Consider the following 24,680-nt stretch of genomic DNA (forward strand, 5'->3'; position numbering starts at 1 on the left):
GGTGGGTGATGTAGGGTTCGAACCTACGACCCGCTGATTAAGAGTCAGCTGCTCTACCAACTGAGCTAATCACCCGGACCATTCGTCAGGCGGGGTCCGGCAAGGCCCGTGCCGCATCACGCCGTGCCGGTCGGGGACCAGCTTCGGAGAGGGAGCGCAACTAATGGGAATGTTTCTGGCGCGCAAGGGGACTTGGGGCTCCGTTTCGGTTTGTCGCATGACGGGCTAGGGTCGGTCTTACACAGCCGCCGGGGCGCGGCGAAGGACGATGCAAGATGGCTTTCTGGAACCGTCGGCGCTCGATCGACGCCATGCTGGCCCCGCATGACGGACCGGCGCTGAAGAAGACGCTGGGCTGGCCGCATCTGATGGCGCTGGGAGTCGGGGCCATCGTCGGCACCGGCATCCTGACCCTGATCGGGGTCGGGGCCGGGCTGGCGGGTCCGGCGGTGATGATCAGCTTCGCCCTGGCCGGTCTGGTCTGCGCCTGCGCCGCCCTGGCCTATGCCGAACTGTCGACCATGATGCCGGCGGCGGGCAGCGCCTACACCTATTCCTACGCTGTGCTGGGCGAGCTGATCGCCTGGATCGTGGGGTGGAGCCTGATCCTGGAATACTCGCTGGTCGTGTCGGCGGTGGCTGTTGGCTGGTCGGGATACGCGGTCGGCTTCCTGAGCGGGATGGGAGTAGACCTGCCGACGGCGCTGACGGTCGGGCCGCACGTGGCCGGGGGCATCGTCAACCTGCCGGCGGTGTTCATCATCGCTGTAGTCACCGGCTTGTTGTTGCTGGGTACCCGCGAGAGCGCCAACCTGAACGCGGTGCTGGTGGTGATCAAGATCGTCGCCCTGATCGCCTTCGTTGCCATCGCCTTGCCGGCCTTCGACGCGGCCAACTTCACCCCCTTCATGCCCAACGGCTTTGGCTCTCCGGCCCTGCCGTTCCAGGAACAGATTACCGGCCAGCCCGTGGTCCAGACCGGGGTCATGGCGGCGGCGGCCATCATCTTCTTCGCCTTCTACGGCTTTGACGCCATCTCGACGGCGGCGGAAGAAACCAAACGGCCCGAGCGCGATCTGGCCATCGGCATCGTCGGCTCGATGGTCGTCTGCACGGCTCTGTATCTGGTCGTGGCCGCCGCCGCGATCGGTGCCCGGCCCGTGGCCAGTTTCGCGGCCAGCCCGGAACCCCTCGCCCTGATCCTGCGCGACCTGGGGCAGGGCACGGCGGCGCAATGGATCGCCGCCAGCGCGGTGATCGCCCTGCCGACCGTGCTGCTGGCCTTCCTGTTCGGCCAGAGCCGCATCTTCCTGGGCATGGCGCGGGACGGTCTGTTGCCACGAAGTCTGGCGAAGGTTTCGTCGCGCGGCGTGCCGGCCGTGGTGACGATCTTCACGGCAATCGTTGTGGCTGGCCTGGCGGGGGTGATGCGGCTCGACGAACTGGCGTCGCTGGCCAACGCCGGGACGCTGGCGGCCTTCGCGGCGGTGGGCGTCTGCCTGATCGTCCTGCGCGTACGCGATCCGGGCCGCAAGCGGGTGTTCAAGGCACCGCTGTGGTGGCTGGTGGGCGCCATCACCATCGTCGGCTGCGTCGTCTTCTTCTTCAGCCTCAAGCCCTCGACCCAGTTCTACTTCGTTATCTGGAACGCGATCGGCCTGGTCATCTACTTCGTCTGGTCGTCGCGGAATTCCCGTCTGGCCAAGGGCGAAGAGACCGCCGCCTGATGGCGCTGCGCGACCTGTCCGGCGCGGTCGACTTCAGCGTGCTGGAGCGGATGACCGGCGGCGACGACGCGATCACCGAGGAGGTGCTGGGCCTGTTCTTCCAGCAGGCCGGGCTGTGGTCGCCGATGCTGGACGTCCGCGAGGACGGCTGGCGCGACGCGGTGCACACGATCCGGGGCGCGGCGGCGGGGATCGGCGCGGGGACCCTGGCGGCTGTCTGCCAGACCGCCGAAGCGGCGGAGAAGGCTGCGGCCCCGCCGCTGCTGGAACGGGTGCGGGACGCTCTGGGAATTGCCCTGGCCGATGTGGCGGCCTATCGGCATGAAATGATGCTGCGGTCGCTGAGGGGTTAGCGGCGAGTGCGGTCGTAGACGCCGAACTCGTGGGCGATGCAGCGGTCGATCAGGGTGCGCCAGACCGGTTCGGCGATGTCGCGCGACAGGTGGTGGGCGTCGGCGGAGGCGAGGACCTTTGAGACCACTTCCTCAATGCGGGCGTCGTCGTGCACGACCGAACGGTCCGGCTTGATGCGGGCGGCGGCGTCCATATAGCGCTGGCGCTCGGCCAGCAGGACGACCAGGGCGCGGTCGAGGGCGTCGACGCCCTGACGGACCTCGGCCATGGAGGCGCAGCCCTCGGGCGCGGTGCGCGGATCGATTGTGACGCTATCCGACAAAGGCGCGCTCCAGCACATAGTCGCCGGGCTCGGCATTAGAGCCTTCCTTCATGCCATAGGTCTCGAGCAGCTCGCCCGTTTCCTTGATCATGGCCATGGAGCCGCACAGCATGACGCGGTCGGTGTCGGGGGAGAAGCCGGGCGGCAGACCGAGGTCGGCGAACAGATCGCCGGATTTGATCCGGTCGGTGATCCGGCCGGGCGTCTCGAACGGTTCGCGGGTAACGGTCGGGTAGTAGACCAGCTGGGCTTTCGCTTCGTCGCCGATCAGCGGATCCTCGTGGACGCCGTGGGTGAAGAAGTCGCGGTAGGCCAGATCCGATACGTTGCGGACGGTGTGGCAGACGATGACCTGGCCGAAGCGGCTGTAGGTGTCGGGATCGCGGGCGACGGACAGCCACGGTGCCAGTCCGGTACCGGTCCCGATCAGCCACAGACGTTCGCCGCCGGTCAGGGCGTCCAGCACCAGTGTGCCGGTCGGCTTCTTGCCCATCAGGACCGTGTCGCCCGGCTGGATCTTCTGCAGGCGCGAGGTCAGGGGACCTTCGGGGACCTTTATCGACAGGAATTCCAGCTCCTCGTCCCAACCGGGGCTGGCGATGGAATAGGCGCGAAGGATCGGCTTGCCGCCAGCACCATCCTTGGCTTCGCCGGGCAGGCCGAGCATCACGAACTCGCCCGAGCGGAAACGGAAATCCTCGGGCCGGCGAATGCGGAAGCTGAACAGCTGGTCGGTCAAGTGATGGACCGTCAGGACTTCCAGTTCGTGGAAGGGCGAGGCTTTCGCGGGCGGTGAAGAGACGGCGACGTCGGTCATCGCCGGCTTATTAAGGCGTCGCGCGGGGAGGGGGAAGGGCGGCGGCGTCGCAGACCTGCCCATACGAAACGGTAGAGGGGGATGACGTGGCGGATTTCACCCGCTAGCGTCGCCCTCATGCCCAACAACCTCCTCGCCTCCAGCCTGTTTCTCGCGGCACTTTCGCCGTTCACCGCCGTGATGGCGCAGACAGTGGACCCAGCGATCCTGACGCCCGAGCGCGTGTTCGCCAACCCGTCGCTGGCCGGGCCGGTGGCGCGGGGCGTCAGCCTGTCGCCGGACGGCGAATTGGTCGCCTTCCTGCGCTCGCGCCAGGACGACGTGGACGTTCTGGACCTGTGGGCCGCGCCGACTGGCGACGGCGAGCCATTCAAGCTGATCGACGCGCGGGCACTGGTGCCCGACGCCGGCGAACTGTCAGAGGCCGAGAAGGCGCGGCGCGAGCGGATGCGGATTTCGCAGCGCGGCGTGGTGGAATATTCGTGGGACGAGCAGGGCCGCTACATCCTCGCGCCGCTGGAAGGCGACATCTTCCTGGCCAGCCGGGAAGGCGGCGTCGTGCGGCGCCTGACCGAGACCGTGGCCGACGAGATCGACGCCAAGGTTTCGCCTCGAGGCAATTTCGTTTCGTTCGTGCGCGACCAGGATCTGGTGGTGCTGGATCTGAACGGCGACCAGGAGACTGCGGTCACGACCGACGGCGACGGTCTGATCACCTGGGCGACGGCCGAGTTCATCGCCCAAGAGGAGATGGACCGCGACACCGGCTATTGGTGGAGCCCGGACGAACGCTACATCGCCCTGCAACGCACCGATGAATCGACAGTCGACATCATCCCTCGGCTAGACATCACCGGTGGCGGGGCCCGCGTTATCGAGCAGCGCTATCCGCGCGCGGGCAGGCCCAACGCCGTGGTTGAACTTTATGTCCACGACCGCCAGAGCGGCGGGCGGACCAAGGTCGATCTGGGCGAGAACACCGACATCTATCTGGCGCGGGTCAACTGGTCGGCCGATGGGCGCACCATGTACGTCCAGCGTCAGTCGCGCGACCAGAAGACGCTGGATCTGCTGAGCGTCGACCCGGCGACCGGCGTGTCGCGGGTGATCTCGACCCAGCGGTCGGACGCCTGGGTGGCCCTGACCAACGATTTCAGGGCGCTGAACAACGGCGACTTCATCTGGTCGTCGGAAGAGAGCGGGTGGCGACACCTTTACCTCTACAACCGCGAAGGCCGCCGGCTGCGGGCCATCACGCGTGGCGACTGGCCGGTCAAGTCACTGGACGGCGTCAATCAGGCGACGGGTGAGGTCTTCTTCACCGCCTCCATGCGCGACGGGCGCGAGGAGCCGATAGAGCAGCAGCTGTTCCGCGCCTCCCTGCGCCGGACGACGGTACCGGTCGCGGTGACGCCCGAAGGCGGCTGGTGGAGCGCGTCGGTCAACAAGACCGGCACGGCCTTCGTCGGCAACTACACCGATCTGAGCACGCCGACGCAGTCGGGCCTGTACCGGGCCGACGGGACCTTCGTGCGCTGGATCGAGGAGAACCGGCTGGACGCCGACCATCCGATGTATCCCTATGTTTCGCGTCGCCAGACACCGACCTTCGGCACGCTGGAGAGCGAGGGCGAGACCCTGGTCTGGCAGATGACAACCCCGCCGGGCTTCGATCCGTCGAAGACCTACCCGGTGGTCATGCAGGTCTATGGCGGACCCGGGGTGGGCGGTGGGGTCCGGAAGAGCTGGCAACCGGCGACCAGCCAACTGTTGACCGAGGCTGGATACATCGTGTTCCGGCTGGACAACCGGGGAGAGGGTGACCGCTCGGCGGCGTTCAAACAGGCGCTGTACCTGAAGATGGGTCAGCCCGAGATTACCGACCAGGTGCTGGCGGCGGACTATCTGAGAACGCTGCCTTTTGTGGACGACGATCGCATCGCGGCCATGGGCTGGAGCTACGGCGGCTTCATGACCCTGCACATGCTGACCGAGCCGGAGATGGGTCTGGCCTCGGCCATTTCCGGTGCGCCGGTCACCGACTGGAGCCTGTATGACACCCACTATACAGAGCGGTACATGTCGACGCCCCAAGCCAATGCGGAGGGCTATGCGGCCTCCGACGTCGTCGATCACCTGGACAAGTTGACCGGCCGGCTGCTGCTTCTGCACGGCATGGCCGACGACAATGTGATCTTCGAGAACGCCACCCGTGTCATCGACGCCCTGCAGAGCCGCAGCGTCCCGTTCGAGATGATGCTCTATCCCGGTCAGCGCCATGGCGTTCGAGGCAATGAAAGGCAGCTGCAGCAATGGCGGACGTATCTCGACTTCCTGGATCGCACGGTCGGTTCAAGGTCGCCGGCAGCTGACTAAATATGCTCCGCTTATCCCCGCGAAAGCGGGGACCCGGTTCTTTCGCTGAAGCACTCGGTCGGGATCAATGACAATGCGAATTCCTTGGTGCCGATCACCCAAAGTACTGGGTCCCCGCTTTCGGCGGTATGAGCGGAGGTGGAAGGGGTGGGTCGCAGGTGCCGGGGCCGCTCTGGCCTTGGCCGGGTGCGCGACGCCCAATGGCGACGGAAGCTGGACCATCCCCGGCGATGACGGCGGGAGGGTATTCCAACCCCCGAGCGTTGCCGCCGTCGTCGATGGTCACTTTCCAGGCCGGAACGCCGTAGAGGGCTCGTTCGCTCTCTTGCTCAGCGCCGACAATGCCACGGCCGAACCGCTGAACACGTTGATCGCCGTCAGTCCCGCTCTCCTCGAAGAAAACGAGTTTCCGATTCCGTCCGGATCGATGCGTGGTCTCCCGATCCTGCTGAAGGACAACATCGAAACCGCTGACATGCCGACCACGGCTGGTTCTTTGGCGCTGTCCAACAACGCGCCCGGCCGCGATGCGCCCCTGGTCACACGCCTGCGCGACGCCGGGGCCGTCATCCTCGGCAAGACCAATCTGTCCGAATGGGCCAATATCCGCTCGACCAACTCGATCAGCGGCTGGAGCGCCGTGGGCGGGCAGACGCGCAATCCCTATGACGCGGAGCGCACGCCATGCGGTTCTTCGTCGGGCAGCGCCGTCGCCGTCGCAATCGGTCTGGCCCCCGCCGCCATCGGCACCGAGACCAATGGCTCCATCGTCTGCCCGGCTTCGGTCAACGGGGTGGTGGGGTTCAAGCCGACGGTGGGGCTGGTGTCGCGCACCCATATCGTGCCGATCAGCCATTCGCAGGACACCGCCGGGCCAATCACCACCACGGTCGAGGACGCGGCCATCGTGCTGACGGTGATCGCCGGTTCGGACCCTCTCGACCCGGCCACGGTCGAGGCCGACGCCCGAAAGGTTGACTATCGCGCTGCGCTGGAGCCGAACAGTTTGAGCGGCGCGCGGATCGGGGTGATGTGGTTTCTGGTCGGGAATTATTCCGCCGAGACCCAGGCCGTGTTCGCGCAGAATCTCCAGGCCCTGCGCGACGCCGGGGCCGATCTGGTGGAGATAGCGGACGGACCGGACATGCAGGCCATCGGTGCGGCCCAGCGACAGGTGCTGATCAGCGAACTGAAGGTCGGTCTGAACGCCTATCTAGCCTCGACCGACTCGACACAGGTGCCGACACGGACGCTGGCTGATCTGATCGCCTTCAACGACGCAGAGCCGCTTGAGATGGTCCTGTTCGGGCAGGAGCTGTTCCTGCGCGCAGAGGCCACGAGCGGACTGGAAGACCCCGTCTATGTCGCTGCGCGCGAAAGCTCGCTGCGGATGTCGGGACCGGAGGGGATCGACAAGATGATGGCCGACAATCGCGTGATCGCCCTGATCGCGCCCACGACGTCGCGCGCCTGGACCAACGATCCGGCCGACGACGACCGGGCCCAAGGGTCCGCCAGCACCCTGGCCGCCGTGACGGGCTATCCGCACCTGACGGTGCCGATGGGCTTTGACCGGGGTATGCCGGTGGGGATGAGTTTCATCGGCGGCAAATGGGACGACGCGCGCGTGCTGTCGCTCGGGCATGCGTTCGAGCGCAGGACAATGGCGCGCCGGGCACCTTCGCTTCGATCAGACGGGAATTGAGGATCAGAATGAGATTGGCGAAGACGGCGGCCGCGACAGTCGCACTGGTGATGTTTGGCGGCACCGCCGTCGCCCAGGAAGTCTACGGCGCACGTCACATGACGCCCGCAGAGGCCGCGACGAACAGCGTGCTGGTCTGGGCCGACCCCCAGATGGTCGCACGCTGGGAAGCAGCGAGCGGTATCGTCGGCATGCCCATCTTGCTGAAGGACAACATCGAGACCCGCGACATGCCGACGACCGCCGGGTCGCTTGCCCTGATCGACAATGCGCCCGGCCGCGATGCGCCGCTGGTGGCGCGGCTGCGGCAAGCGGGCGCGGTCATCCTCGGCAAGACCAATCTGTCGGAGTGGGCCAACATCCGCTCGTCGGCCTCGACAAGCGGCTGGAGCGCGGTCGGGGGGCTGACGCGCAATCCCCACGCGCTGGACCGCAACGCCTGCGGCTCGTCCTCGGGCAGCGGGGCGGCGGTGGCGGCGGGGCTGGCGCCGGCGGCGATCGGAACCGAGACGGACGGGTCGATCACCTGTCCGGCGGCGATCAACGGCATCGTCGGCTTCAAGCCGACGGTCGGGCTGGTGTCGCGCACGCACATCGTCCCCATCAGCCATTCACAGGACACCGCCGGGCCGATGACGCGGACCGTCGCGGACGCGGCCGTGGTGCTGAACGCCATCGCCGGGTCCGACCCGCTCGACGACGCGACCGCCGAGGCGGATGTGCGCAAGGTCGACTATCGCGCGGCGCTGGACGCGGGGTCGCTGCGCGGGGCGCGGATCGGTGTGATGCGGTTCCTGACCGGCTATTCGGCCGACACCGACCGGGTGTTCGACGAGAACCTGGAGAAGCTGCGCGAGGCGGGTGCCGTGCTGGTCGAGATCAAGGACGGTCCCGACATGGACGCCATGGGCGCGGCCGAGTTCGAGGTCCTGCTGTTCGAGCTGAAGGCCGACCTGAACGCCTATCTGGCTTCGACCGACGCGACGCAGGTCTCGACCCGCACCCTGGCCGACGTCATCGCCTTCAATGCGCGGACGCCCCGTGAACTGGCCCTGTTTGGGCAGGAGATCTTCATCGCCGCCGAGGCGAAGGCGGGTCTCGACGATCCGGCCTATCTGGAAGTGCGCGCGACCTCGCTGCGATTGGCGGGAGTCGAAGGCATCGACAAGCTCATGCTCGAGCACACGGTCGTCGCATTGATCCCGCCGACGACGGGTCCGGCCTGGATGACCGACGTCACCAACGGCGACCATTACGCTGGGGCGGCCAGCCAGATGCCAGCGGTGGCGGGCTATCCGCATCTGACCGTGCCCATGGGGTTCGTCGACGGCCTGCCGGTCGGGATGAGCTTCATCGCGGGCGAGTGGGAGGACGCCAAGGTCCTGTCTCTGGGCTACGCTTTCGAACAGTCGACGCAGGCCTGGCGCGCGCCGACCTTCGCGCCGTCGATCGACGGGTCCGACGTGATCCGCCCATTGCTGGCCCCGGCCCGGTGAACGGCGGCAACCTTTTGAGCCGCGCCGCCATTAGGGCGCGATGGAAAGCGAGATTGTCATCAACATTGTCGGCACGGCGGCGGCCGTGTGCTCGGTCACCAGCTTCGCGCCCCAACTGATCAAGATCTGGAAGGAGCGGGACGCCTCTTCCGTGTCCCTGAAAACCTATTCCCTGACGGTGACCTGTTTCGTCCTCTGGACGACGTACGGCGTGCTGACCCAGGCATGGCCAATCACCATCGCCAACGCCCTGGCGCTGGTCATGGCCTCGGCCGTGTTGGCCATGAAATGGCGATTCCGAGACGGGGAACCCTCCGCCAGCGGATAGACTCCCTGCGCTGGCCTCGGCCGGAAAGTCGGTCTAGGGTCATTTAACAAACCAAGTGGTATAGTATGTCGATCGCCACGCTCATGATGTGCGCCCCCAAACGAGGCCGTCCCCGAGACGTCTCGAAGGATGAGGCTATCCTGGCCGCAGCGGGCGAACTGTTCATGGAGCGCGGCTATGAGGCCGCCAGCGTGGACGCGGTGGCCCAGGCGGCGGGCGTTTCCAAGGCGACTATCTATGCGCGCTACGACGACAAGGAGGCCTTGTTTTGCGCCGTGCTGAAGCATGAGTGCGATACGGTGGTGATGCCCTCCGGGCTGCAGCCCGACCCCGACCGGCCTGTACACGAGATGCTGGTCGATCTGGCGAACGGTTTTCTGGACCTCGTGCTCGGCGACCGTGCCATGCGTATGCACAAGGTCATCGTCGCCGAGTCCGCCCGCGCGCCGCGCATGGCCGAACTGTTTTTCGAGACGGCGGTGCTGCAGCTTCAGGGTCGCGTGGCTGACTGGCTGCGCGCCGAGACGGCGGCGGGACGGTTGTCGGTCGGCGATCCCGAAGGCGCGGCCTGGCGCTATCTGGGGGCGGTCAAGAGCGAGGCGCACCTGCGTGCGTCGCTCGGTCTGAAGCCTATGGCACCGGATGTGCTGTCCCGTCACGTCGAGGCCTGTGCCGACGATTTCCTCAAGGCTCACCGCTGATCGTCAGAACCGTTCGCGGATCGCGTCCATGATCAGGGCGCAGGCCTGTTCGGGCGTGGTGCCCGTCGTGTCGATGCGGATGTCCGGGTTCTCCGGCCGCTCATAGGGGCTGTCGATGCCGGTGAAGTTGCTCAGCGTCCCGGCCCGCGCCTTGCGGTACAGGCCTTTCACGTCGCGCCGCTCCACGTCCGCCAGAGGGGCGTCGACGAAAATTTCAACGAACTCGCCTGGCTCCATCCGTTCGCGTGCCAGACGGCGCTCGGCGGCGAAGGGCGAGATGGCCGAGACCAGCACGATCAAGCCCGCGTCCGCCATCAGGCGTGCCACTTCGGTCACGCGTCTAATGTTCTCGACCCGGTCGGCGTCGGTGAAGCCCAGGTCACGGTTCAGGCCGTGGCGGACGTTGTCGCCGTCCAGCAGATAGGCGTGGCGTCCGTCGGCGAAGAGGCGTTTGTCCACCAGATTGGCGATGGTCGACTTTCCCGCGCCGGACAGGCCAGTGAACCACAGGACCAGCGGGCGTTGGTGCTTCTGGCCGGCGCGCTCGGCACGGCCGATGTCCAGCGCTTGCCACTGAATGTTGGCCGAACGGCGCAGGGCGAAGCGGATCAGGCCAGCGCCGACGGTCTCGTTGGTCTGACGATCGATCACGATCAGGCCGCCCAGCGTCCGACTGTCGGCATAGGGCTCGAACACAAGTGGCGCGTCGAGGTGCAGGTGGCAGACGCCGATGTCATTCATCTCCAGCGTTCGCGCCGCCAGACGCTCCATCGTCTCGACGTTGACCTTGTGGCGGATGTCGGTGACCTGGCCCGTCAACGTGGCGGCACCCGACTTGATCACATAGGCGCGGCCGGGCAGCAGCGGGGCCTCGGACATCCAGACGAGGTCGATCTCGAACTGGTCGGCCGACCCGGGCGCGTCGGCCGCTGCGGCCAGTACGTCGCCGCGCGAGACGTCGAGATGTTCCGTCAGGGTCAGGGTCACCGATAGTCCGACGTCCGCCTCAGGCAGATCGCCGTCCATCGCCACGATGCGGTCGACGGTCGCGAGCTGTCCGGAGGGCAGTACCTTCAGTCGGTCTCCGGGTCGGACGGTCCCGGCCGCGATCCGCCCGGCATAGCCGCGGAAGTCGGCGTCCGGACGATTGACCCACTGGACCGGCATGCGGAAGGGGCCGGGCTGGGCCTCCTCCAGATCGACGGTTTCCAGCCATCCCAGCAGGGTCGGCCCATCGTACCAAGGCATGGACGCCGACCGCACCACGACGTTGTCGCCGCGCAGGCCGGACAGTGGAATGGCGGTCTCGGCGTTCAGGCCCAGATCGTCCGCCAGGGCGCGATAGTCCTCGACGATCTTGTCGAACACGGCCCGAGACCCGTCGACCAGATCCATCTTGTTGACCGCCAGCAGGACGCGGCGGACGCCCAGCAAAGCGGCCAAGTAGCTGTGCCTTCGCGTCTGGGGCAGCACGCCCTTGCGCGCGTCGACCAGCACGACGGCGACGTCCGCAGTGGAGGCCGCTGTGACCATATTGCGCGTATATTGGGGATGGCCGGGCGTGTCGGCCAGGATGAAGCGGCGGTTCGCCGTCTCGAAAGGGCGATAGGCGACGTCGATGGTGATGCCCTGTTCGCGCTCAGCGTCCAGGCCGTCGAACAGGCGCGAGAAGTCGGGCTCGCCCGACGCCGAGCGGATGGCCGCCAGCTGGTCGGCGGGCACCGATCCCGTGTCATGCAGCAGCCGCCCGATCAGGGTCGACTTGCCGTCGTCGACCGAACCGCAAGTGATCAGGCGAACCAGATCGCGAGCCATCAGAAATAGCCCTCGCGCTTCTTGAGCTCCATCGAGGCTGCCGGGTCCTGGTCGATGGTCCGGCCCTGTCGCTCGGAGGCGTCGGAGGCGAGCATTTCGGCGATGACGGCATCCAGTGTGTCGGCCTCGCTTTCGATCGCGCCGGTCAATGGATAGCAGCCGAGCGTGCGGAAGCGGACCTTGCGCATCGCCGGCGTCTCGGCGTGATGAAGCTGCATGCGCGCGTCGTCGACCATGATGAGCGCCCCGTCGCGCTCGACCACCGGCCGTTCTGCGGCGAGATAGAGAGACACCACCTCTATCCCCTCGCGGACGATGTATCGCCACACGTCCATTTCGGTCCAGTTGGACAGGGGGAACACACGGACGGATTCGCCCTTGTGGACCCGGGCGTTATAGATTTGCCAAAGCTCGGGGCGCTGGGCCTTGGGGTCCCACAGGTGGGCGCGGGTGCGGAAGGAGAATATCCGCTCCTTGGCCCGGCTCTTCTCCTCGTCGCGGCGCGCGCCGCCGAAGGCCGCGTCGAAGCCGTGCAGGTCCAGCGCCTGCTTGAGCCCCTGCGTCTTCCACAGATCGGTGTGCACCCGCGCGCCATGGTCGAAGGGGTTGACGCCCGCGGCCTCAGCCTCCGGATTGCGATGGATCAGCAGGGGCATCCCTGCCTCGACCGCCGCCCGGTCGCGATAGGCGTACATCTCGGTGAATTTCCACGTCGTATCGATGTGCATTAGCGGGAAGGGCGGGACGGCCGGGAAGAAGGCCTTGCGGGCCAGATGCAGCATCACCGCCGAGTCCTTGCCGGCGGAGTACAGCATGACGGGCCGCGCGCACTCGGCCACGACCTCGCGCATGATCTGGAGCGCCTCGGCTTCCAGATGGTCAAGATAGCGATCGTCCGGTGATGGGCGTGGCAAGGATGAAGTCCGGTTCAAGGCCTCGACCCTGAAGGAGGTCGCGGACGGGATCAAGCGGGGACGGTGCTGGCAGGGTCCGTCGCCCACACGGAACCGACGGCGGCGGCTCTCGACTCTGCGCCAACGATGAATTGTTTAGGCGGAGTGCGATCTGCGACGGGAAATGACGCGGACCTCGACCCCCAGCGGCCCAATCGATCGCTCGATCCGGCTGACGGTGCGGCGCCGGACATCGCCCACGCGGACGACGGTCTCGACGCGATAGTGATCGGAGCGCGCGCCGACCAGTCTCGGCGCGCCGAAGGCGAGGACGGCTTCGGGCGTCAGGGCCGCCCGAGATCTCTGGTCGACGACGGAGCGGGCCAGCGCGGGGTCGTTCAGCACTATGGCGATCATCTCCGGGCTGGCGGTGTTGACGTTCAGTGTCGCTTCCGGCGGCAGGAAGGTCACCCATGGCGCGAGACGCTGCAGATCGGCCGGATCGACGCCTGCGGTTCTCAGCGGACCGTCGTCCCGCATCGGCCCCACGAGCGCCAACGACAGCGCGATCGTCGACAGCGTTTCGCGGGACACCCCCGCAGTCGCTCCGATTCTCAGCAGGACCGACGCCGCCACCGGATCGCCCCCCGCCACCGAATTGACGTTGAAGAACGCCTGCTCATCCGACACGTCCAGGGCGAACTCGCCACCCGGAATCGCTATTGTCCGCTGACCGATCTGAGCCCAAGGCTCGGTCAAGCCATCGATCTCCGGGCTGGTCAGTCCGTCCCGGCGCAAGGCGACCACGGCGGAAAGCTCGCCCGCGCGCCCGTAAACCTGGGCCTGGGACGCCTGGTGGAGACGGGTGGAACGCTGCACCTCGATGTCTTGGGCCACGATCATCACCGTCACCGCGGCCGCGCAAATGGCGACCACGATCAGGACGTTGAGCAGGATCATCCCCTCGCGGCGACCGCGTCTGGCCGAACCGGTCATGGCGCCATCTCCGGCGTGGGGATCACCCGCCTGACGCTGGTCGCGCGTCCGTCGACGCCGATCAGGTCAAGATCCAGCGCCACCGCGCCGACCCGCGCCGGCGCGTCGGGCGCCGGGAGGCCGCTAGGGACCGGAGGCGTCGCCGCGACCCAGCCCGCCGCGCCCAGATGATAGGACCACCGCGCCGAGGTCACGCCTTTCAGCAGAGGTTGCGCGCGTTCGCCGAAGGGTCCCGAAATCGTTCGGGTCAATTGGTCGCCCTGATGACCATACTGCACGACGAACGGTCGCCCTCCCGTATCGACCTTCTGGAACACCACCGTCGCGGCGTCGCCCTCCACCGGCCCGCTGATCTGGTCCAGATCCGAAGCGACAACGAAGAGGGCGCGTTGTATCTCGGACATGCGCCGGAGGCGGCTTTCCGTGCCTGCCTGGGTGTCGAGCACCGCGCGAAGCAGGCCGAACCCGGCCAGCGCGATCAGACCGAACAGGCCCAGGGCCACGATGACCTCGACCAGAGTGAAGCCGGCCCTTATTGATGGCGTTCGGCGTTCGGCCATCGGCGGGTCGCTTGCGGGAGAGAGCGACCATGTTTGGCGTCTGGCGGACCAGAGACGGCGATACGCTTCACGCCGGCGGCGCATTTCAGTTCGAGCGCCTGCATGTGCGGGTGATGCCGTGGCGCGTCGTGGTCGCGGCTTCGGCGCTGGGCGCATATGTCGTGGGACTGCTGCTGTATCTACCGGCCGAGGCGGCGATCGGAGGCGAACGCGAGGCCATCGGCACGGTCTGGAACGGCGAGACGGCGCTGGAACCGGGTTTCGCCGTGGGTTGGAGCCTCGATCCGGTGCAGACCGTGGCGTCCCTGACCCCGTCGGGCGACGTCAAGGTGCGTGGACCGGGCACGGCGCTGGCGGCCGACGTTTCGTGGCGTTCCAACGCCGTGATGCTGCGTCGCGCCGATGGCGTTGCCTCGCTTCGGCTGGCCAACGCGCTGGCCCCAGCGCTTCCGTTCGCCTGCGACGGAGAGGCGACGTTTCGGGCTGCGGACCTCGCGGTCGGCGGTGGCAGGGTCGGAACCGGCCTTCTCCGCGCCGGACCCGCCAACTGCCAGGGCGCGGGCCTGTCGACGGCGACGCTGCCGCTGGTCGGCGAGGCGAGATCGGACGTGGAGGGTTCCACGATGACGCTTCGCGCGGTCCAGTCAGGTGAACTGGCGCGGGCTCGCCTCGCGAGGGGAGGAACGATATCTGTAACCGTCACGCCGATCGGCGCGACCCTTCTGCCCGGCGTCGCGGCGGGGACTATCGACATCCAGCCATAGGGGGCGGTCAAAGCCCGGCCAGATTGTTCAGGTTGACGATCGGCATGAGGATGGCCAGCACCATCAACAGCACGATGCCGCCCATGACCAGCAACACGGCCGGCTCGACCAGCGCGACCATGGCGGACACCAGCGCCTCCAGATCCTGCTCCAGATCCAGCGCCGCCCGTTCGAGGCCCGTGGCCAGGCGACCGCTGTGTTCCCCGCTGGCCACGACGGCGAGCAGCATGCGGGGAAAGACCTCGGCTTCGGACAGGGCGCGTCGCAGGCTGGTGCCCTCCCGCACGCGCTGGGCGGCGACCATGGCGCGTTCACGCACATAGATGTTGGGCGTCACGGCAGCGGCGGCGCGAATGGCGTCGACCACCGGGACGTCGCTGCGGACCAAGGTCGCCAAGCTGCCCGCGAAACGCGCGGCGTTCAGTTGCCGTACGAAGCCTCTCATCGGCGGCGTGTTGAGGCGGAAACGCGCGAATTTCAGTGCGTTGGCTGGGTCGGCCAGCCAGCGGTTGAAGAATATCCCGGCCGCGCCCGCGAGAATAAGCAGCGGCAGTCCAAATGTCTGAACCCCGCCGCTGAGCGCGATGAGCGCGCGGGTCAGCAGGGGCAAGGCGGCCCCGCGCGAGACGAACACCTTGACGATGTCCGGCACGACATAGACCAGCAGCAGGGTGATCATCATCGCCGACACGACGGCCAGCAGGGCCGGATACAGCAGGGCCAGCTGGACCTTGCGCGAGGCCCGTTCTTTCGAGGCCACGAACTCGGTCAGATGGGCCAGGACGTCGGCCAGATGGCCCGACTGCTCTCCGGCGGCGATGGAGGCGCGATAGAATTCCGGGAATACGCGCGGGTGCCGTTCCAGCGCCGAGGCGAAACTGCGCCCCTCCGTGATGGAGGCGGCGACGTCTTTCAGCACTGCGCCGATGGGTGAGGATTCGTGTTCATGACCGACGATGCGGACGGCCTCGTCGATGCGGATGTCGCTGCCGATCATGGTCGACAGTTGGCGGGTCGCGGCGGCCAGGCTGCGGCTGGTTACGGACTTGCCCCACCCCGTGAGCCGCAGGCCCGTTGGCGCCGCGCCCGGACCGGACTGGACGCGGACCGAGGTCGGCAACAGGCCCAAGTCGCGGACCAGCCCGCGCGCCCCGGCCTCGTTCCCCGCCTCGACCACGCCTTGCAGCGACCGGCCCGCGGCGTCCACGGCCTGATAGCGGTAAACCGTCATGGTCAGCCGTCCTCCCGGACGACCCGCGCGACTTCCTGAACCGAAGTCACGCCCGCAGCCACCTTGGCAGCACCGTCATCCAGAATTGAGCGACTGGTCTTGCGCGCCTGGCGTGTCAGGTCGGCTTCGGACGCGCCGTCATGGACCAGGGCCTGAAGCGTCGGGTCCACTTCGATGACTTCGTACAGGCCTGTGCGCCCGCGATAGCCTTCATTGCGGCAGGCCGGGCAGCCGACGGGCCGGAACACGCGAGTGCCTGCCCGGAGGGCGCCGGACATCAGTTCGACGTCGGCGGGTGCGGCCTTGTCGACGCGACGGCACTCCGGGCAGAGACGCCGCACTAGCCTCTGGGCGATCAGGCCTGCCAACATGGGCGCGAGCAGATAGCGTTCCACTCCCATGTCGATCAGTCGCGTCACGCTGCCGACCGCGCTGTTGGTGTGCAGGGTGGACAGCACCAGATGGCCCGTCATGCTGGATCGGACGGCGACCTCCGCGGTCTCGTGGTCGCGTATCTCGCCGACCATGATCACGTCCGGGTCCTGACGCAGGATGGCGCGAAGGCCGCGCGCGAAGGTCAGGTCGATACGGGCGTTGACCTGCATCTGCCCGACGCCTTCCAGCGCGTATTCGACGGGGTCCTCGACCGTCATGATGTTGCGTCGCCGGTCGTTCAGCTCGGTCAGGGCGGCATAAAGGGTGGTGGTCTTGCCCGAGCCGGTGGGGCCGGTGACAAGAACGATGCCGTGTGGCCGCTTGATCATGCGGCGAAGCGCCTTGAGGTCATCCGATTCCATGCCGAGGAGACCCAGATCCAGGCCGGAGGCGTTGCGATCCAGCAGGCGCAGCACGACCCGCTCGCCATGCTGGGTCGGGATGGTGGAGACGCGGACGTCGACGTCCATGCCGCCGATCCGAAGCGTCACCCGCCCGTCGTGCGGCACCCGCTTCTCGGCGATGTCGAGACGCGCCATGACCTTGATGCGGCTGACCAGCAGGGGCGCCAGCGAGCGCGGGGGCGAGAGGATTTCGCGCAGCACGCCGTCGACGCGATAGCGGACGCTGAGGCGGCGCTCCTCCGCTTCGATGTGCACGTCGGACACGCCTTCGCGCACGGCCTGCAGCAGGATGGCGTTGATCAGCCGGACCACGGGCGCGTCGTCGCGGCTGTCCAGCAGGTCGTCTATCGCTGCGGCGTCCTCGGCCAAGGCCGCGAGGTCGCCCTCATCGACATCGATGTCCGCCGCAGCGTCGGCCGCGTCCCCCGTGCGTTCGCGCAGAAGGGCGTCGAACGCAGCGTCTTCCAGCAACTCGAACGCGATGGAACCGTCCTGGAGTCGCCGCACCTCAAGCAGCGCCGCCAACGGTGCCGAGCGCCGGTGCACACAGACCGGACCCCCGGGGCGATCCTCGATCATGACCCCGTTGCGGCTGGCGTACCCATAGGCGAGGCGGGCTTGCGGCGGCGTCTCCGCGTCGTCGAGCGGTTGGGCCGTCATGGGCGCGACACCGTCATGGTCATGTTCACCAGTCCGGTCTGGTCGGTGGCGTCCATTCGCATCGCCACGACGACCGCGCCGCCTCTTTCGATGGCCTGAACGAAGGGCAGGGCGCTGTCGAAGCGGGCGTTCGCAACCGTGACCCGCACCCTGTCACCGTCCGCGGACACTTCGGGGTTCAGACCCAGTTCAGCCGCGACCCGTCTGATGGCTTGGTCCAGCGCAGCGTCATCGGCCATCGTCGGACCAGAGGTCGCGGAAGCCGCGCCGCCGGGCGTGATCCGCAACCGTGCCTGCAGCTGCTCGTAAAGGGCGATCCGATCGCGGGCCGTGGCGTTGGCCGACAGCAGCGGACCCAGCATGCCGTACCAGACGAGGGCGACGCCCGCGCAGAAGACAAGAACGCCGAGCAGGGCGCGCTCCCGCGCGGACCGGCCGTCCAACCACACGCGGGCGCGGGCCACGGCAGGAAAGGTTCGCTGGTGAATATCGGCGAGGATCACGGCGCGACCCCGCCCGGAGTGATGGTCAAGATGGCCGCGACGCCTTCGGGAGAGGGGGTGCCGGCCGGGACCGGATCGAGCGCCGAGCGCGCCGGAAGCGCGGCGCCGTTAAGGGCCGCCGTCGCGCTCTCCAGCGTCGCGGCGCTGGGAACGGACACCGCCAGGTCAAGCGCGCCGTCAGACGCATACTGCAGGTATCGATAGGACATCGGCGTGGCGCTCAGGGCGGCCGAAACCCGGCCCAGGACCCGGACGAGCCGTCCGTCCCCGCCGGATTGCAGGGGCGCGAGGCGATCCACGGCCAGCACCAGATCGGGCTGTTCGCCAAGTTCGGGTGATCTCGAGGCGATCATCGCCCGGGTTTCGGTCTCGCGTCGGTCGGCCATACCGTCCAGAATCCAGGTGTCCAATGCCAGGATGGCGACATGGGCCAGAAAGCCCGCAGCCGCGACGAGGGCTACAGCACGCCAGGGTAAAGTCGGCGATTGCCGCCGTGATGCCGCGAACCGTCCCTGTCGCAGATCGATCGGAGCCACCACGACCACCGGCCGCAGTCCGTCGTCGAGTTCCAGCGACATGTCATCGACGCCGCCCCGCATGATTTCCGGCAGCGAATCCCGGGACGCGATCAACCGCGGCCGGTTCCCGGCTTCCCACGTCGCCGGCAGAGCCTTGAGGTCGACGGCGAACCCGCCGCCGTCGTCGGTACGAACCAGAGCGCGTCCGTCCTCGACCGCCAGCCGCCAGTACCCCGCCGGCGGCGTCGACAGGGTCAGGGCGTCGGGCAGAAGTATGCAATGGTCGAGACCGGCCTGGGTCAGGACCCCGACCCAGTGGTCCATGAGTTCATTGCGGACGACAGCGCACAGGTGGCGACGATCCGAGACCTCGGCACCCAGCGCCACATGCACGCGGTCGAGGGGTTCGGCGATCAGCCCCTCGACGGCGAAGGGCGCGGCTGTCTGCCTTTGACCACGCGACGCGAACGGCAGGTCGACGGCGAGAATCAAAATGCGTTCGCACGGCGCGAGCACAGTCAGCGGGCCGGGCCAGTCCGGGTCGACGGCGACCACGTCGCCAGCCTGGAGGCGCCATAGTCCGGTAGCCGAAATCGATTCGCGAATTGATCGTGACGTGAAGGCATCGACCGCCATCAGGCTTTGTTCCTCGACTTGCGGTGGTCTATAGCAGCGACAAAGGTGTCGCCGCTAGCAGAGAGCCCGCATGTTTTCTTTCGCCCGTGTCCGCAGCGCGCCGCGTCAGGGCTTCACCCTGGTCGAGATGATCGTGGTCATGGCCATCATCGCCCTGGTCGCGGTGATGATCGTGCCCAACGTCATAGGCCGCCCGGATCAAGCGCGCGTGACGGTCGCCAAGACCGACCTGCGAACGACAGCCGCCGCGTTGCGCATGTACCGGCTCGACAACGGCGACTATCCCACGACCGAACAGGGTCTGAAGGCGCTGGTTGAAAAGCCGACGGCGGTGCCGGTGCCCGCCGGCTGGAACCCCGAAGGGTATCTGCCCGAGGCGCCGCAGGATCCCTGGGGCCGTGAGTATATCTACCGCAGCCCGGGCCAGACCGGCGGGTTCGATCTAATGAGCTACGGCAAGGATGGAGAGGCCGGCGGCGAAGCACTCGACGCCGACCTCTCGGATCGATCGCGCTGATCATGGTCGCGAACGGGCGGGCGCTGAAACCGGATGAGCGGCGTCAGGGCATGACCCTGATCGAGATGCTCGTGGTTCTGGCCATCATCGGCGTGTCGGCCAGCCTGTTGGTTCTCGGCGGCGGTCTTCGCGGGACCACGGCGCAGACGGAAGCCAATAGACTGGCGGATCGTCTCCGACTGGCCGCCGACGAAGCCCTGATCGACGGGCGTCCGATGCGCTTGCGTCTGGCTCCCTCGAGCTACGAATTCATCGGCGGAGACGCGGATGCCTTGCGGGGTCGTCACATCCTGCCCAAGGGCGTCGTCATGAGCGCGCAGGACGCCGAAGTCTCCGTCGATCCGGACGGGGCCGCGCCGCCCTCGCGGATGACGATCCGGGATCGCGGCCAGACCTTCATAGTGACGTTTGACGGCCTTGGCGCGGACGTCGTCGCCGTGGCGGACGGAGCGCGAACGTGACCGCCTTCCTTGTCGACCGCGACGGTTATTCGCTGATGGAAGCCATCGTGGCCCTGTTCATCCTGTCGATCGCGGCGTCGGGATTTCTGATCGCGACGCAGGCGCACATCGACGGGGTTCGAGGGTTGGAGGACCGGATCGTCGGCCAATGGGTCGCCGAGAATCGCCTGACTGAGCTGACTCTCGGAGACCCTACCCCCGACGTGGTGCGGTCGATGGGTGTGGACTGGAGCGTGCGCGTGCAACGCAGTCCGACCGATGACGCCGATCTGCAGGCGTTGGAGATCAGCGTGTCGCGCGCCAACTCGACCGGTGCGGCAGCGAGACTGAACGGCTTCATCGACGTGGGGGCGAGGACGTGACGCCCGAGGTCCTTCGTTCGCCCGTGTTCTGGCTGAGGCTGGTCAGCCTTTGCGTGGTCGTCAGCCTGGCCTTGGGTCTGGCGCGGTTGACTTGGCGCGTGGTGGGCTGGGACGATGGACGTCAAGCGGTTTGGACCCCGGCCGCTCTTCCGTCCCTCGGTGGACCGTCGGGCGGCAATCTGGCGACCATCCTTGCCTATGCGCCGTTTGGTGGCGGCGCGGGGGGTGCGGGGGGCCTGGCCGTGGACAGCCTCGGGCTGGTCCTGAAAGGCATCGTCTATCAAGCTTCCGGAGCGGGCTCTGCGGCCCTGATCGCCGCCGGCGATGGGCTGGTCCAAACCTTCGTCGTGGGCCAGGCTCCCGTCGGTAGCGTGGTCATCGAGAGCATCCAGAACGATCACGTCGTCCTGAGTTCAGGCGGTCGGCGCGAAATTCTCGCCCTGCCTAAGCCGACGGGCGGAGCCGGTAGCGTGGTCGGCACCGTGCCTGCGCCAGCCTCTGCGCCGGTTTCAACGCCGTCCGCCAGCCCGGCCTCCGAGGCGGCTCTCGCGTCGTCGTCGCCCGTCGCCACGACCGTGGCACGAGCCACAAGCCAGCGAACGGCGCAGCCAGCCGTCGCCTCGAGCCCTGCGATGAGCGCCAGCGCCCTCGGGGTTTCGTCGACGCCACAAGGCTATGTCGTCGGCGCCGACAGCGCTCCCCAACTCATTCGCGCAGGCCTTCGTCCGGGCGACGTCATCAAAAGTCTCAACGGTCAGGCCCTCGGCAACCCGGCGACCGACCAGCAGGTCTTCGAACGCGCCGCCGCCGTTGGCCGGGCCCGCGTCGAAATCATTCGCGACAATCGCACCGTCACCCTTACCATTCCGCTCAGATAGGCGACCCTCCGTGAACAGACAATTCCGTTTCGGGATGACATGCCTGCTCAGCGTCGTCCTCTCGGTTCCGCCGACGGCGGGCGCGACCCAGGCTGTGATGAGCCAGGGACCGGTCACCAGCGACGTCGTGATCAACATGCGCGGCGTCGACATCCGCGACGTCGCCGAGCAGATCGCGCGGATCACCGGGCGAACCATCGTGCTGGACCCGAACGTCAGCGGGCAGGTGACGGTGGTATCCGCCCAACCGCTGTCGAGCGCAGGAGTCTGGGACCTGTTCCAGTCGGTGCTGAGAAGCTCCGGGTTCGGCGTGGTCAGGAACGGCGCGGTCTGGCGCATCGTGCCGCAGGCCACGGTGATCCAGAACAACGCCTCGGGTGGAGACGGCTCCAACCAGCAGATCGTCACCCGCCTGATCCGTCTGCGCAATCTGCCGTCCGACCAGGCCGCCCGGGCGCTGCGCCCGCTGGTGGCGCAGTTCGGATCGCTGGAAGCCGTGACGGAACCCAATGCCGTAGTCGTCACGGACTATGCCGACAACGTGCGCCGCATCGAGCAGATCGCCCGGTCGCTGGACAGCGGCGGCGGCGATTCCTTCGAGAGCCTGCAGTTGACCTACGCGTCGGCGGAAGAGGTCGCGGCGGCCATGCGCCAGCTGTTCGGCGAGGGAGCGGACGGTGCCCGGATCGCTGGTGACGCGCGCAGCAACACCATCCTCTTGCGCGGCTCGCCGCAGGAAATCGCCCAGGCGCGCACCATCGTCGCGGCGCTGGACCGGCCGGGCGGCGCTTCGCCGGTGACCCGTGTGGTCCGACTGCGACACGCGGATGCGGAAGGTCTGGTCGAAATTGTGCGCGGCCTGATGGGCGGCGAGCCGACCGCCACCAACGCGGTCAGCCGCAGCCTGAGGGGCGGAGCGACGGGCTTGGCCGGTTTGAGCGCCTCGCGCGCCAGCGCTCTGCAGGCCTCAACGGGCGCTTCGCCCGCTCCAGCCGCGACGTCCGGCGGCAGTTCGGCGCCGACCGCGCGCGGCTTCGCCTTGAACGACGTGACTGTCCAGGCGGCGAGCGAGTTGAACGCCATCGTCATGCGCGGCTCCCCCTCGACGGTGGACATGCTGGAAGATCTGATCCGGGAGCTGGACATCCGCCGGCCTCAGGTCGTGATCGAGGCCGCGATCGTCGAGATCACCGGCGAGCTGGGCGACCAACTGGGCATCCAGCTGGCGGCCGGGGGCGCGGTTCCTGCCAACGGCGTGGGCGGCGGGACTTCGTTTACGACTGTCGGCAACTCCCTCGGAACGATCCTGACGGCGCTTGGCGTGCCCGGCGGCAACGTCTTGTCGGAAGGCCTCAACCTCGCGGCCGGTCGTAAGGGCGAGTTCGGCCTACTGCTCCAGGCTCTGTCGCGAACGTCCAGCGCGAACCTGTTGTCGACCCCCAGCGTCACCGTTCTCGACAACGAGCCGGCAGAGATAGTGGTAGGCCAGAATGTGCCGTTCCGCACGGGATCGTTCGCGCCTGATGGCGATGTCACGAATCCCTTCACGACCATTTCCAGGGAGGACGTAGGCGTCACGTTGAGAGTCACGCCGCGCGTTCACGACGGTGACGTCGTGCGGCTGGAGGTCACTCAGGAGGTGTCGTCGCTGGTCAACGGCAACGTTCCAGGTGCGGCCGACCTCGTCACTAACCGGCGCAGCATCACGACCACGGTGCTGGCCGACAACGGCGAAACAATCACGCTCGGCGGCCTGATAACGGACGACGAGCTGATGTCTCAGGGCAAGGTTCCTGTTCTGGGCAACTTGCCGGGAATCGGTGGCCTGTTCAGATCAAGGCGAACCAGCCAGACGCGTCGGACGCTATTCATCTTCCTTCGGACGACTATCCTGCGTGACGTCGAGGATGTGCGGATCGACTCGCGGGAAAATTATGACCGGCTGCGTGACGCTGGAGCCGCCGCGCCATTCCCCGGAGTGACGCTACAACCGGTCCCTGTGCCGCCGCCGCCGCCGCCCGTGCCGGCAGAAGCGCCGGTGTCCTAGAGCCTGATCGGTCGAGGGGGATCGCTTCGCGATTCCGCCGACGCCGTAAATCAGGCTCTAGCATTTCGCTCCAGGCGGCCTGGCGTTCTGCAAGACGCTGACGGGTACGTCGCGCCGGGGGGTCCACACGGCGCCAAGGGTGTCACCATCGGCGCTGCGCCGCACCACGATCGTGGCAAGGGCGCGGAGTCCTGGAGCAGGACTGACAAGCTCACACGGGAATGCAGGCCCGGGTCGATCACGAGATGGGACCCCGGCACCCACATCTATATACGCGGAGGTGGCTCGATTGCATGCTGCGGCGGAGTGGCGACCTGTTCGAAATACGGCACGATCAGATCGTCGCCCGGTGGTTCGGGCGGGGAGGGCAGGGCGGGTAGGGCGATCCCGCGCCGTCTTTCTGTAGCTGCCAGGACCAGCCAGCCACTCCAACCAGCGGCAGCCGCGATCGTGGCCATGGCCAACCATCCGGGCCAGTTCTGATCAGGCGGGGGATTGCCGTCGTCGATGCCTCGGGCTGCCATCGGCGGGATCGACGTCTTCGCGACCGTGGCCACCGACCCTTGGGAAGTCACCAGCAAGGCCCCCTCGGAAAGCGTCTCGCTCAACTCGCCGGCAGGGATTAGCCAGAGGCCCTCGGACGGACGGTCTACCAGAGCCACGTCCACGTCCCGGAGCCGGTCGCCGAATTCCTTGGCCAAGGCTTTGGGCGCGAACAGGCCCTCGGCCCGGAAACTCATCTCGGCGTCGACGTCGTCATCGATCTGGAACGGCAAGCCAAGCGCTTCGCCGAGAACCTGAGCCGCGATCTCGGAAACCGGTGCCGTCGGCAGGGCGAGGAGATAATATTGCGGTTCCGCGTGCACGGCTGCGGTATCCAGAGGTTCAGCGCGACCCGCCCCGCTCGCAAACAGGAGCGCGACCACGGAGAGGACCAGGACTTCAATCCGGAAGCGCATCGCGTCGATCAAATCCCCTCAGGCGTTGAAACCGCCACGGCGTCTGGCCGGGCGCAGGATCACCGCGCATAGGACTAGATGTTTGGTCCCGGAGTTTGATGGATCGGATTAATCCTGAATCGTTCTGGCTCGTTTGTCCATGTTTTGCAGATGGCTTCGTAGGGCGTGAGGCCCTTGAGCGTCTTGAGACGCTTGGCGAAGTTATAGGCGGCGAC

General features: G+C 67.3%; 24 protein-coding genes, 1 tRNA gene and 1 pseudogene. 13 read left to right on the forward strand and 13 right to left on the reverse strand.

Annotated features, from left to right (window positions below; translation table 11 throughout):
* Positions 1 to 2: 2 nt before the first annotated feature.
* Positions 3 to 75: transfer RNA gene (locus tag ACESMO_RS07145), tRNA-Lys, on the reverse strand.
* Between the two features lie 200 nt (positions 76 to 275).
* On the opposite strand from ACESMO_RS07145, the gene ACESMO_RS07150 reads away from it, so the two are divergent.
* Together ACESMO_RS07150 and ACESMO_RS07155 are read left to right on the forward strand one after the other, a co-directional pair.
* A complete protein-coding gene (locus tag ACESMO_RS07150; protein ID WP_372707472.1) occupies positions 276 to 1,727 on the forward strand; it encodes an amino acid permease in 1,452 nt (483 codons plus the stop codon).
* Complete coding sequence (locus tag ACESMO_RS07155; protein WP_372707473.1) at positions 1,727 to 2,080, forward strand: Hpt domain-containing protein; 354 nt, start codon at positions 1,727 to 1,729, stop codon at positions 2,078 to 2,080. The genes ACESMO_RS07150 and ACESMO_RS07155 overlap by 1 nt, the downstream gene beginning before the upstream one ends.
* Here ACESMO_RS07155 and ACESMO_RS07160 read toward each other — a convergent pair.
* Together ACESMO_RS07160 and ACESMO_RS07165 are read right to left on the reverse strand one after the other, a co-directional pair.
* Positions 2,077 to 2,421 (reverse strand): chorismate mutase, encoded by a 345-nt coding sequence (locus tag ACESMO_RS07160; protein ID WP_372707495.1) that lies wholly within the window; start codon positions 2,419 to 2,421, stop codon positions 2,077 to 2,079. The genes ACESMO_RS07155 and ACESMO_RS07160 overlap by 4 nt on opposite strands.
* Positions 2,393 to 3,220: a ferredoxin--NADP reductase gene (locus ACESMO_RS07165; RefSeq protein WP_372707474.1), complete on the reverse strand. Its 828-nt coding sequence runs from the start codon at positions 3,218 to 3,220 to the stop codon at positions 2,393 to 2,395. Before ACESMO_RS07165 ends, ACESMO_RS07160 begins: the two co-directional genes overlap by 29 nt.
* Positions 3,221 to 3,337: 117 nt before the next feature.
* On the opposite strand from ACESMO_RS07165, the gene ACESMO_RS07170 reads away from it, so the two are divergent.
* From ACESMO_RS07170 to ACESMO_RS07190, 5 genes are all read left to right on the forward strand, one after another.
* Positions 3,338 to 5,596 (forward strand): S9 family peptidase, encoded by a 2,259-nt coding sequence (locus tag ACESMO_RS07170; protein WP_372707475.1) that lies wholly within the window; start codon positions 3,338 to 3,340, stop codon positions 5,594 to 5,596.
* Between the two features lie 325 nt (positions 5,597 to 5,921).
* Positions 5,922 to 7,301, forward strand: coding sequence for an amidase (locus ACESMO_RS07175; protein ID WP_372707476.1), 1,380 nt, complete (start codon positions 5,922 to 5,924; stop codon positions 7,299 to 7,301).
* Between the two features lie 8 nt (positions 7,302 to 7,309).
* Positions 7,310 to 8,797 carry an amidase gene (locus tag ACESMO_RS07180; protein ID WP_372707477.1) on the forward strand — a complete coding sequence of 496 codons (1,488 nt, stop codon included), beginning with the start codon at positions 7,310 to 7,312 and terminating at the stop codon, positions 8,795 to 8,797.
* A gap of 40 nt (positions 8,798 to 8,837) precedes the next feature.
* Positions 8,838 to 9,125 (forward strand): SemiSWEET family sugar transporter, encoded by a 288-nt coding sequence (locus ACESMO_RS07185; protein ID WP_372707478.1) that lies wholly within the window; start codon positions 8,838 to 8,840, stop codon positions 9,123 to 9,125.
* Positions 9,126 to 9,190: 65 nt separating this feature from the next.
* Positions 9,191 to 9,826 carry a TetR/AcrR family transcriptional regulator gene (locus tag ACESMO_RS07190; RefSeq protein WP_372707479.1) on the forward strand — a complete coding sequence of 212 codons (636 nt, stop codon included), beginning with the start codon at positions 9,191 to 9,193 and terminating at the stop codon, positions 9,824 to 9,826.
* 3 nt (positions 9,827 to 9,829) lie between these two features.
* Here ACESMO_RS07190 and cysC read toward each other — a convergent pair whose 3' ends face one another.
* From cysC to ACESMO_RS07210, 4 genes are all read right to left on the reverse strand, one after another.
* On the reverse strand, positions 9,830 to 11,641 hold the full coding sequence (cysC, locus tag ACESMO_RS07195) for an adenylyl-sulfate kinase (protein ID WP_372707480.1): 1,812 nt from the start codon (positions 11,639 to 11,641) through the stop codon (positions 9,830 to 9,832).
* The gene (cysD, locus tag ACESMO_RS07200; RefSeq protein WP_372707481.1) at positions 11,641 to 12,555 is read right to left on the reverse strand and encodes a sulfate adenylyltransferase subunit CysD; all 915 of its coding nucleotides are present in this window, start codon (positions 12,553 to 12,555) and stop codon (positions 11,641 to 11,643) included. Before cysD ends, cysC begins: the two co-directional genes overlap by 1 nt.
* A 135-nt stretch (positions 12,556 to 12,690) precedes the next feature.
* Positions 12,691 to 13,530: a general secretion pathway protein GspK gene (locus ACESMO_RS07205; RefSeq protein WP_372707482.1), complete on the reverse strand. Its 840-nt coding sequence runs from the start codon at positions 13,528 to 13,530 to the stop codon at positions 12,691 to 12,693.
* On the reverse strand, positions 13,527 to 14,090 hold the full coding sequence (locus ACESMO_RS07210; RefSeq protein ID WP_372707483.1) for a prepilin-type N-terminal cleavage/methylation domain-containing protein: 564 nt from the start codon (positions 14,088 to 14,090) through the stop codon (positions 13,527 to 13,529). The genes ACESMO_RS07205 and ACESMO_RS07210 overlap by 4 nt, the downstream gene beginning before the upstream one ends.
* A 29-nt stretch (positions 14,091 to 14,119) precedes the next feature.
* Here ACESMO_RS07210 and ACESMO_RS07215 point away from each other — a divergent pair, with 29 nt between their 5' ends.
* Positions 14,120 to 14,854, forward strand: coding sequence for a hypothetical protein (locus ACESMO_RS07215; RefSeq protein WP_372707484.1), 735 nt, complete (start codon positions 14,120 to 14,122; stop codon positions 14,852 to 14,854).
* A gap of 7 nt (positions 14,855 to 14,861) precedes the next feature.
* On the opposite strand, the gene ACESMO_RS07220 is transcribed toward ACESMO_RS07215, so the two are convergent.
* The 4 genes from ACESMO_RS07220 to gspL are packed head-to-tail and all read right to left on the reverse strand — an operon-like array spanning position 14,862 to position 19,160.
* A complete protein-coding gene (locus ACESMO_RS07220) occupies positions 14,862 to 16,085 on the reverse strand; it encodes a type II secretion system F family protein (protein ID WP_372707485.1) in 1,224 nt (407 codons plus the stop codon).
* A gap of 2 nt (positions 16,086 to 16,087) precedes the next feature.
* Entirely contained in the window at positions 16,088 to 17,584 is a 1,497-nt protein-coding gene (gspE, locus tag ACESMO_RS07225; RefSeq protein ID WP_372707486.1) for a type II secretion system ATPase GspE, read from the reverse strand.
* A complete protein-coding gene (gene gspM, locus ACESMO_RS07230) occupies positions 17,581 to 18,087 on the reverse strand; it encodes a type II secretion system protein GspM (protein WP_372707487.1) in 507 nt (168 codons plus the stop codon). The genes gspE and gspM overlap by 4 nt, the downstream gene beginning before the upstream one ends.
* Complete coding sequence (gene gspL / locus ACESMO_RS07235) at positions 18,084 to 19,160, reverse strand: type II secretion system protein GspL (protein WP_372707488.1); 1,077 nt, start codon at positions 19,158 to 19,160, stop codon at positions 18,084 to 18,086. The genes gspM and gspL overlap by 4 nt, the downstream gene beginning before the upstream one ends.
* Before the next feature lie 151 nt (positions 19,161 to 19,311).
* Here gspL and gspG point away from each other — a divergent pair, with 151 nt between their 5' ends.
* From gspG to gspD, 5 genes are read left to right on the forward strand one after another with little or no spacing between them, the layout of a single operon-like run.
* Entirely contained in the window at positions 19,312 to 19,758 is a 447-nt protein-coding gene (gene gspG / locus ACESMO_RS07240) for a type II secretion system major pseudopilin GspG (protein ID WP_372707489.1), read from the forward strand.
* Positions 19,759 to 19,760: 2 nt separating this feature from the next.
* Entirely contained in the window at positions 19,761 to 20,219 is a 459-nt protein-coding gene (locus ACESMO_RS07245) for a GspH/FimT family pseudopilin (protein WP_372707490.1), read from the forward strand.
* Positions 20,216 to 20,581, forward strand: coding sequence for a type II secretion system minor pseudopilin GspI (gspI, locus tag ACESMO_RS07250; RefSeq protein ID WP_372707491.1), 366 nt, complete (start codon positions 20,216 to 20,218; stop codon positions 20,579 to 20,581). Before ACESMO_RS07245 ends, gspI begins: the two co-directional genes overlap by 4 nt.
* Positions 20,578 to 21,459 carry a type II secretion system protein N gene (locus tag ACESMO_RS07255; RefSeq protein ID WP_372707492.1) on the forward strand — a complete coding sequence of 294 codons (882 nt, stop codon included), beginning with the start codon at positions 20,578 to 20,580 and terminating at the stop codon, positions 21,457 to 21,459. Before gspI ends, ACESMO_RS07255 begins: the two co-directional genes overlap by 4 nt.
* A 10-nt stretch (positions 21,460 to 21,469) precedes the next feature.
* The gene (gene gspD, locus ACESMO_RS07260) at positions 21,470 to 23,506 is read left to right on the forward strand and encodes a type II secretion system secretin GspD (RefSeq protein ID WP_372707493.1); all 2,037 of its coding nucleotides are present in this window, start codon (positions 21,470 to 21,472) and stop codon (positions 23,504 to 23,506) included.
* A gap of 266 nt (positions 23,507 to 23,772) precedes the next feature.
* Here the strand turns inward: gspD and ACESMO_RS07265 are convergent, their stop codons facing one another.
* Both ACESMO_RS07265 and ACESMO_RS07270 read right to left on the reverse strand, forming a co-directional pair.
* The gene (locus ACESMO_RS07265) at positions 23,773 to 24,477 is read right to left on the reverse strand and encodes a hypothetical protein (RefSeq protein ID WP_372707494.1); all 705 of its coding nucleotides are present in this window, start codon (positions 24,475 to 24,477) and stop codon (positions 23,773 to 23,775) included.
* Positions 24,478 to 24,539: 62 nt separating this feature from the next.
* Positions 24,540 to 24,680, reverse strand: a pseudogene (locus tag ACESMO_RS07270) (IS481 family transposase); the annotation flags it as partial.

Source organism: Brevundimonas sp., assembly GCF_041688735.1.
GTDB lineage: Bacteria > Pseudomonadota > Alphaproteobacteria > Caulobacterales > Caulobacteraceae > Brevundimonas.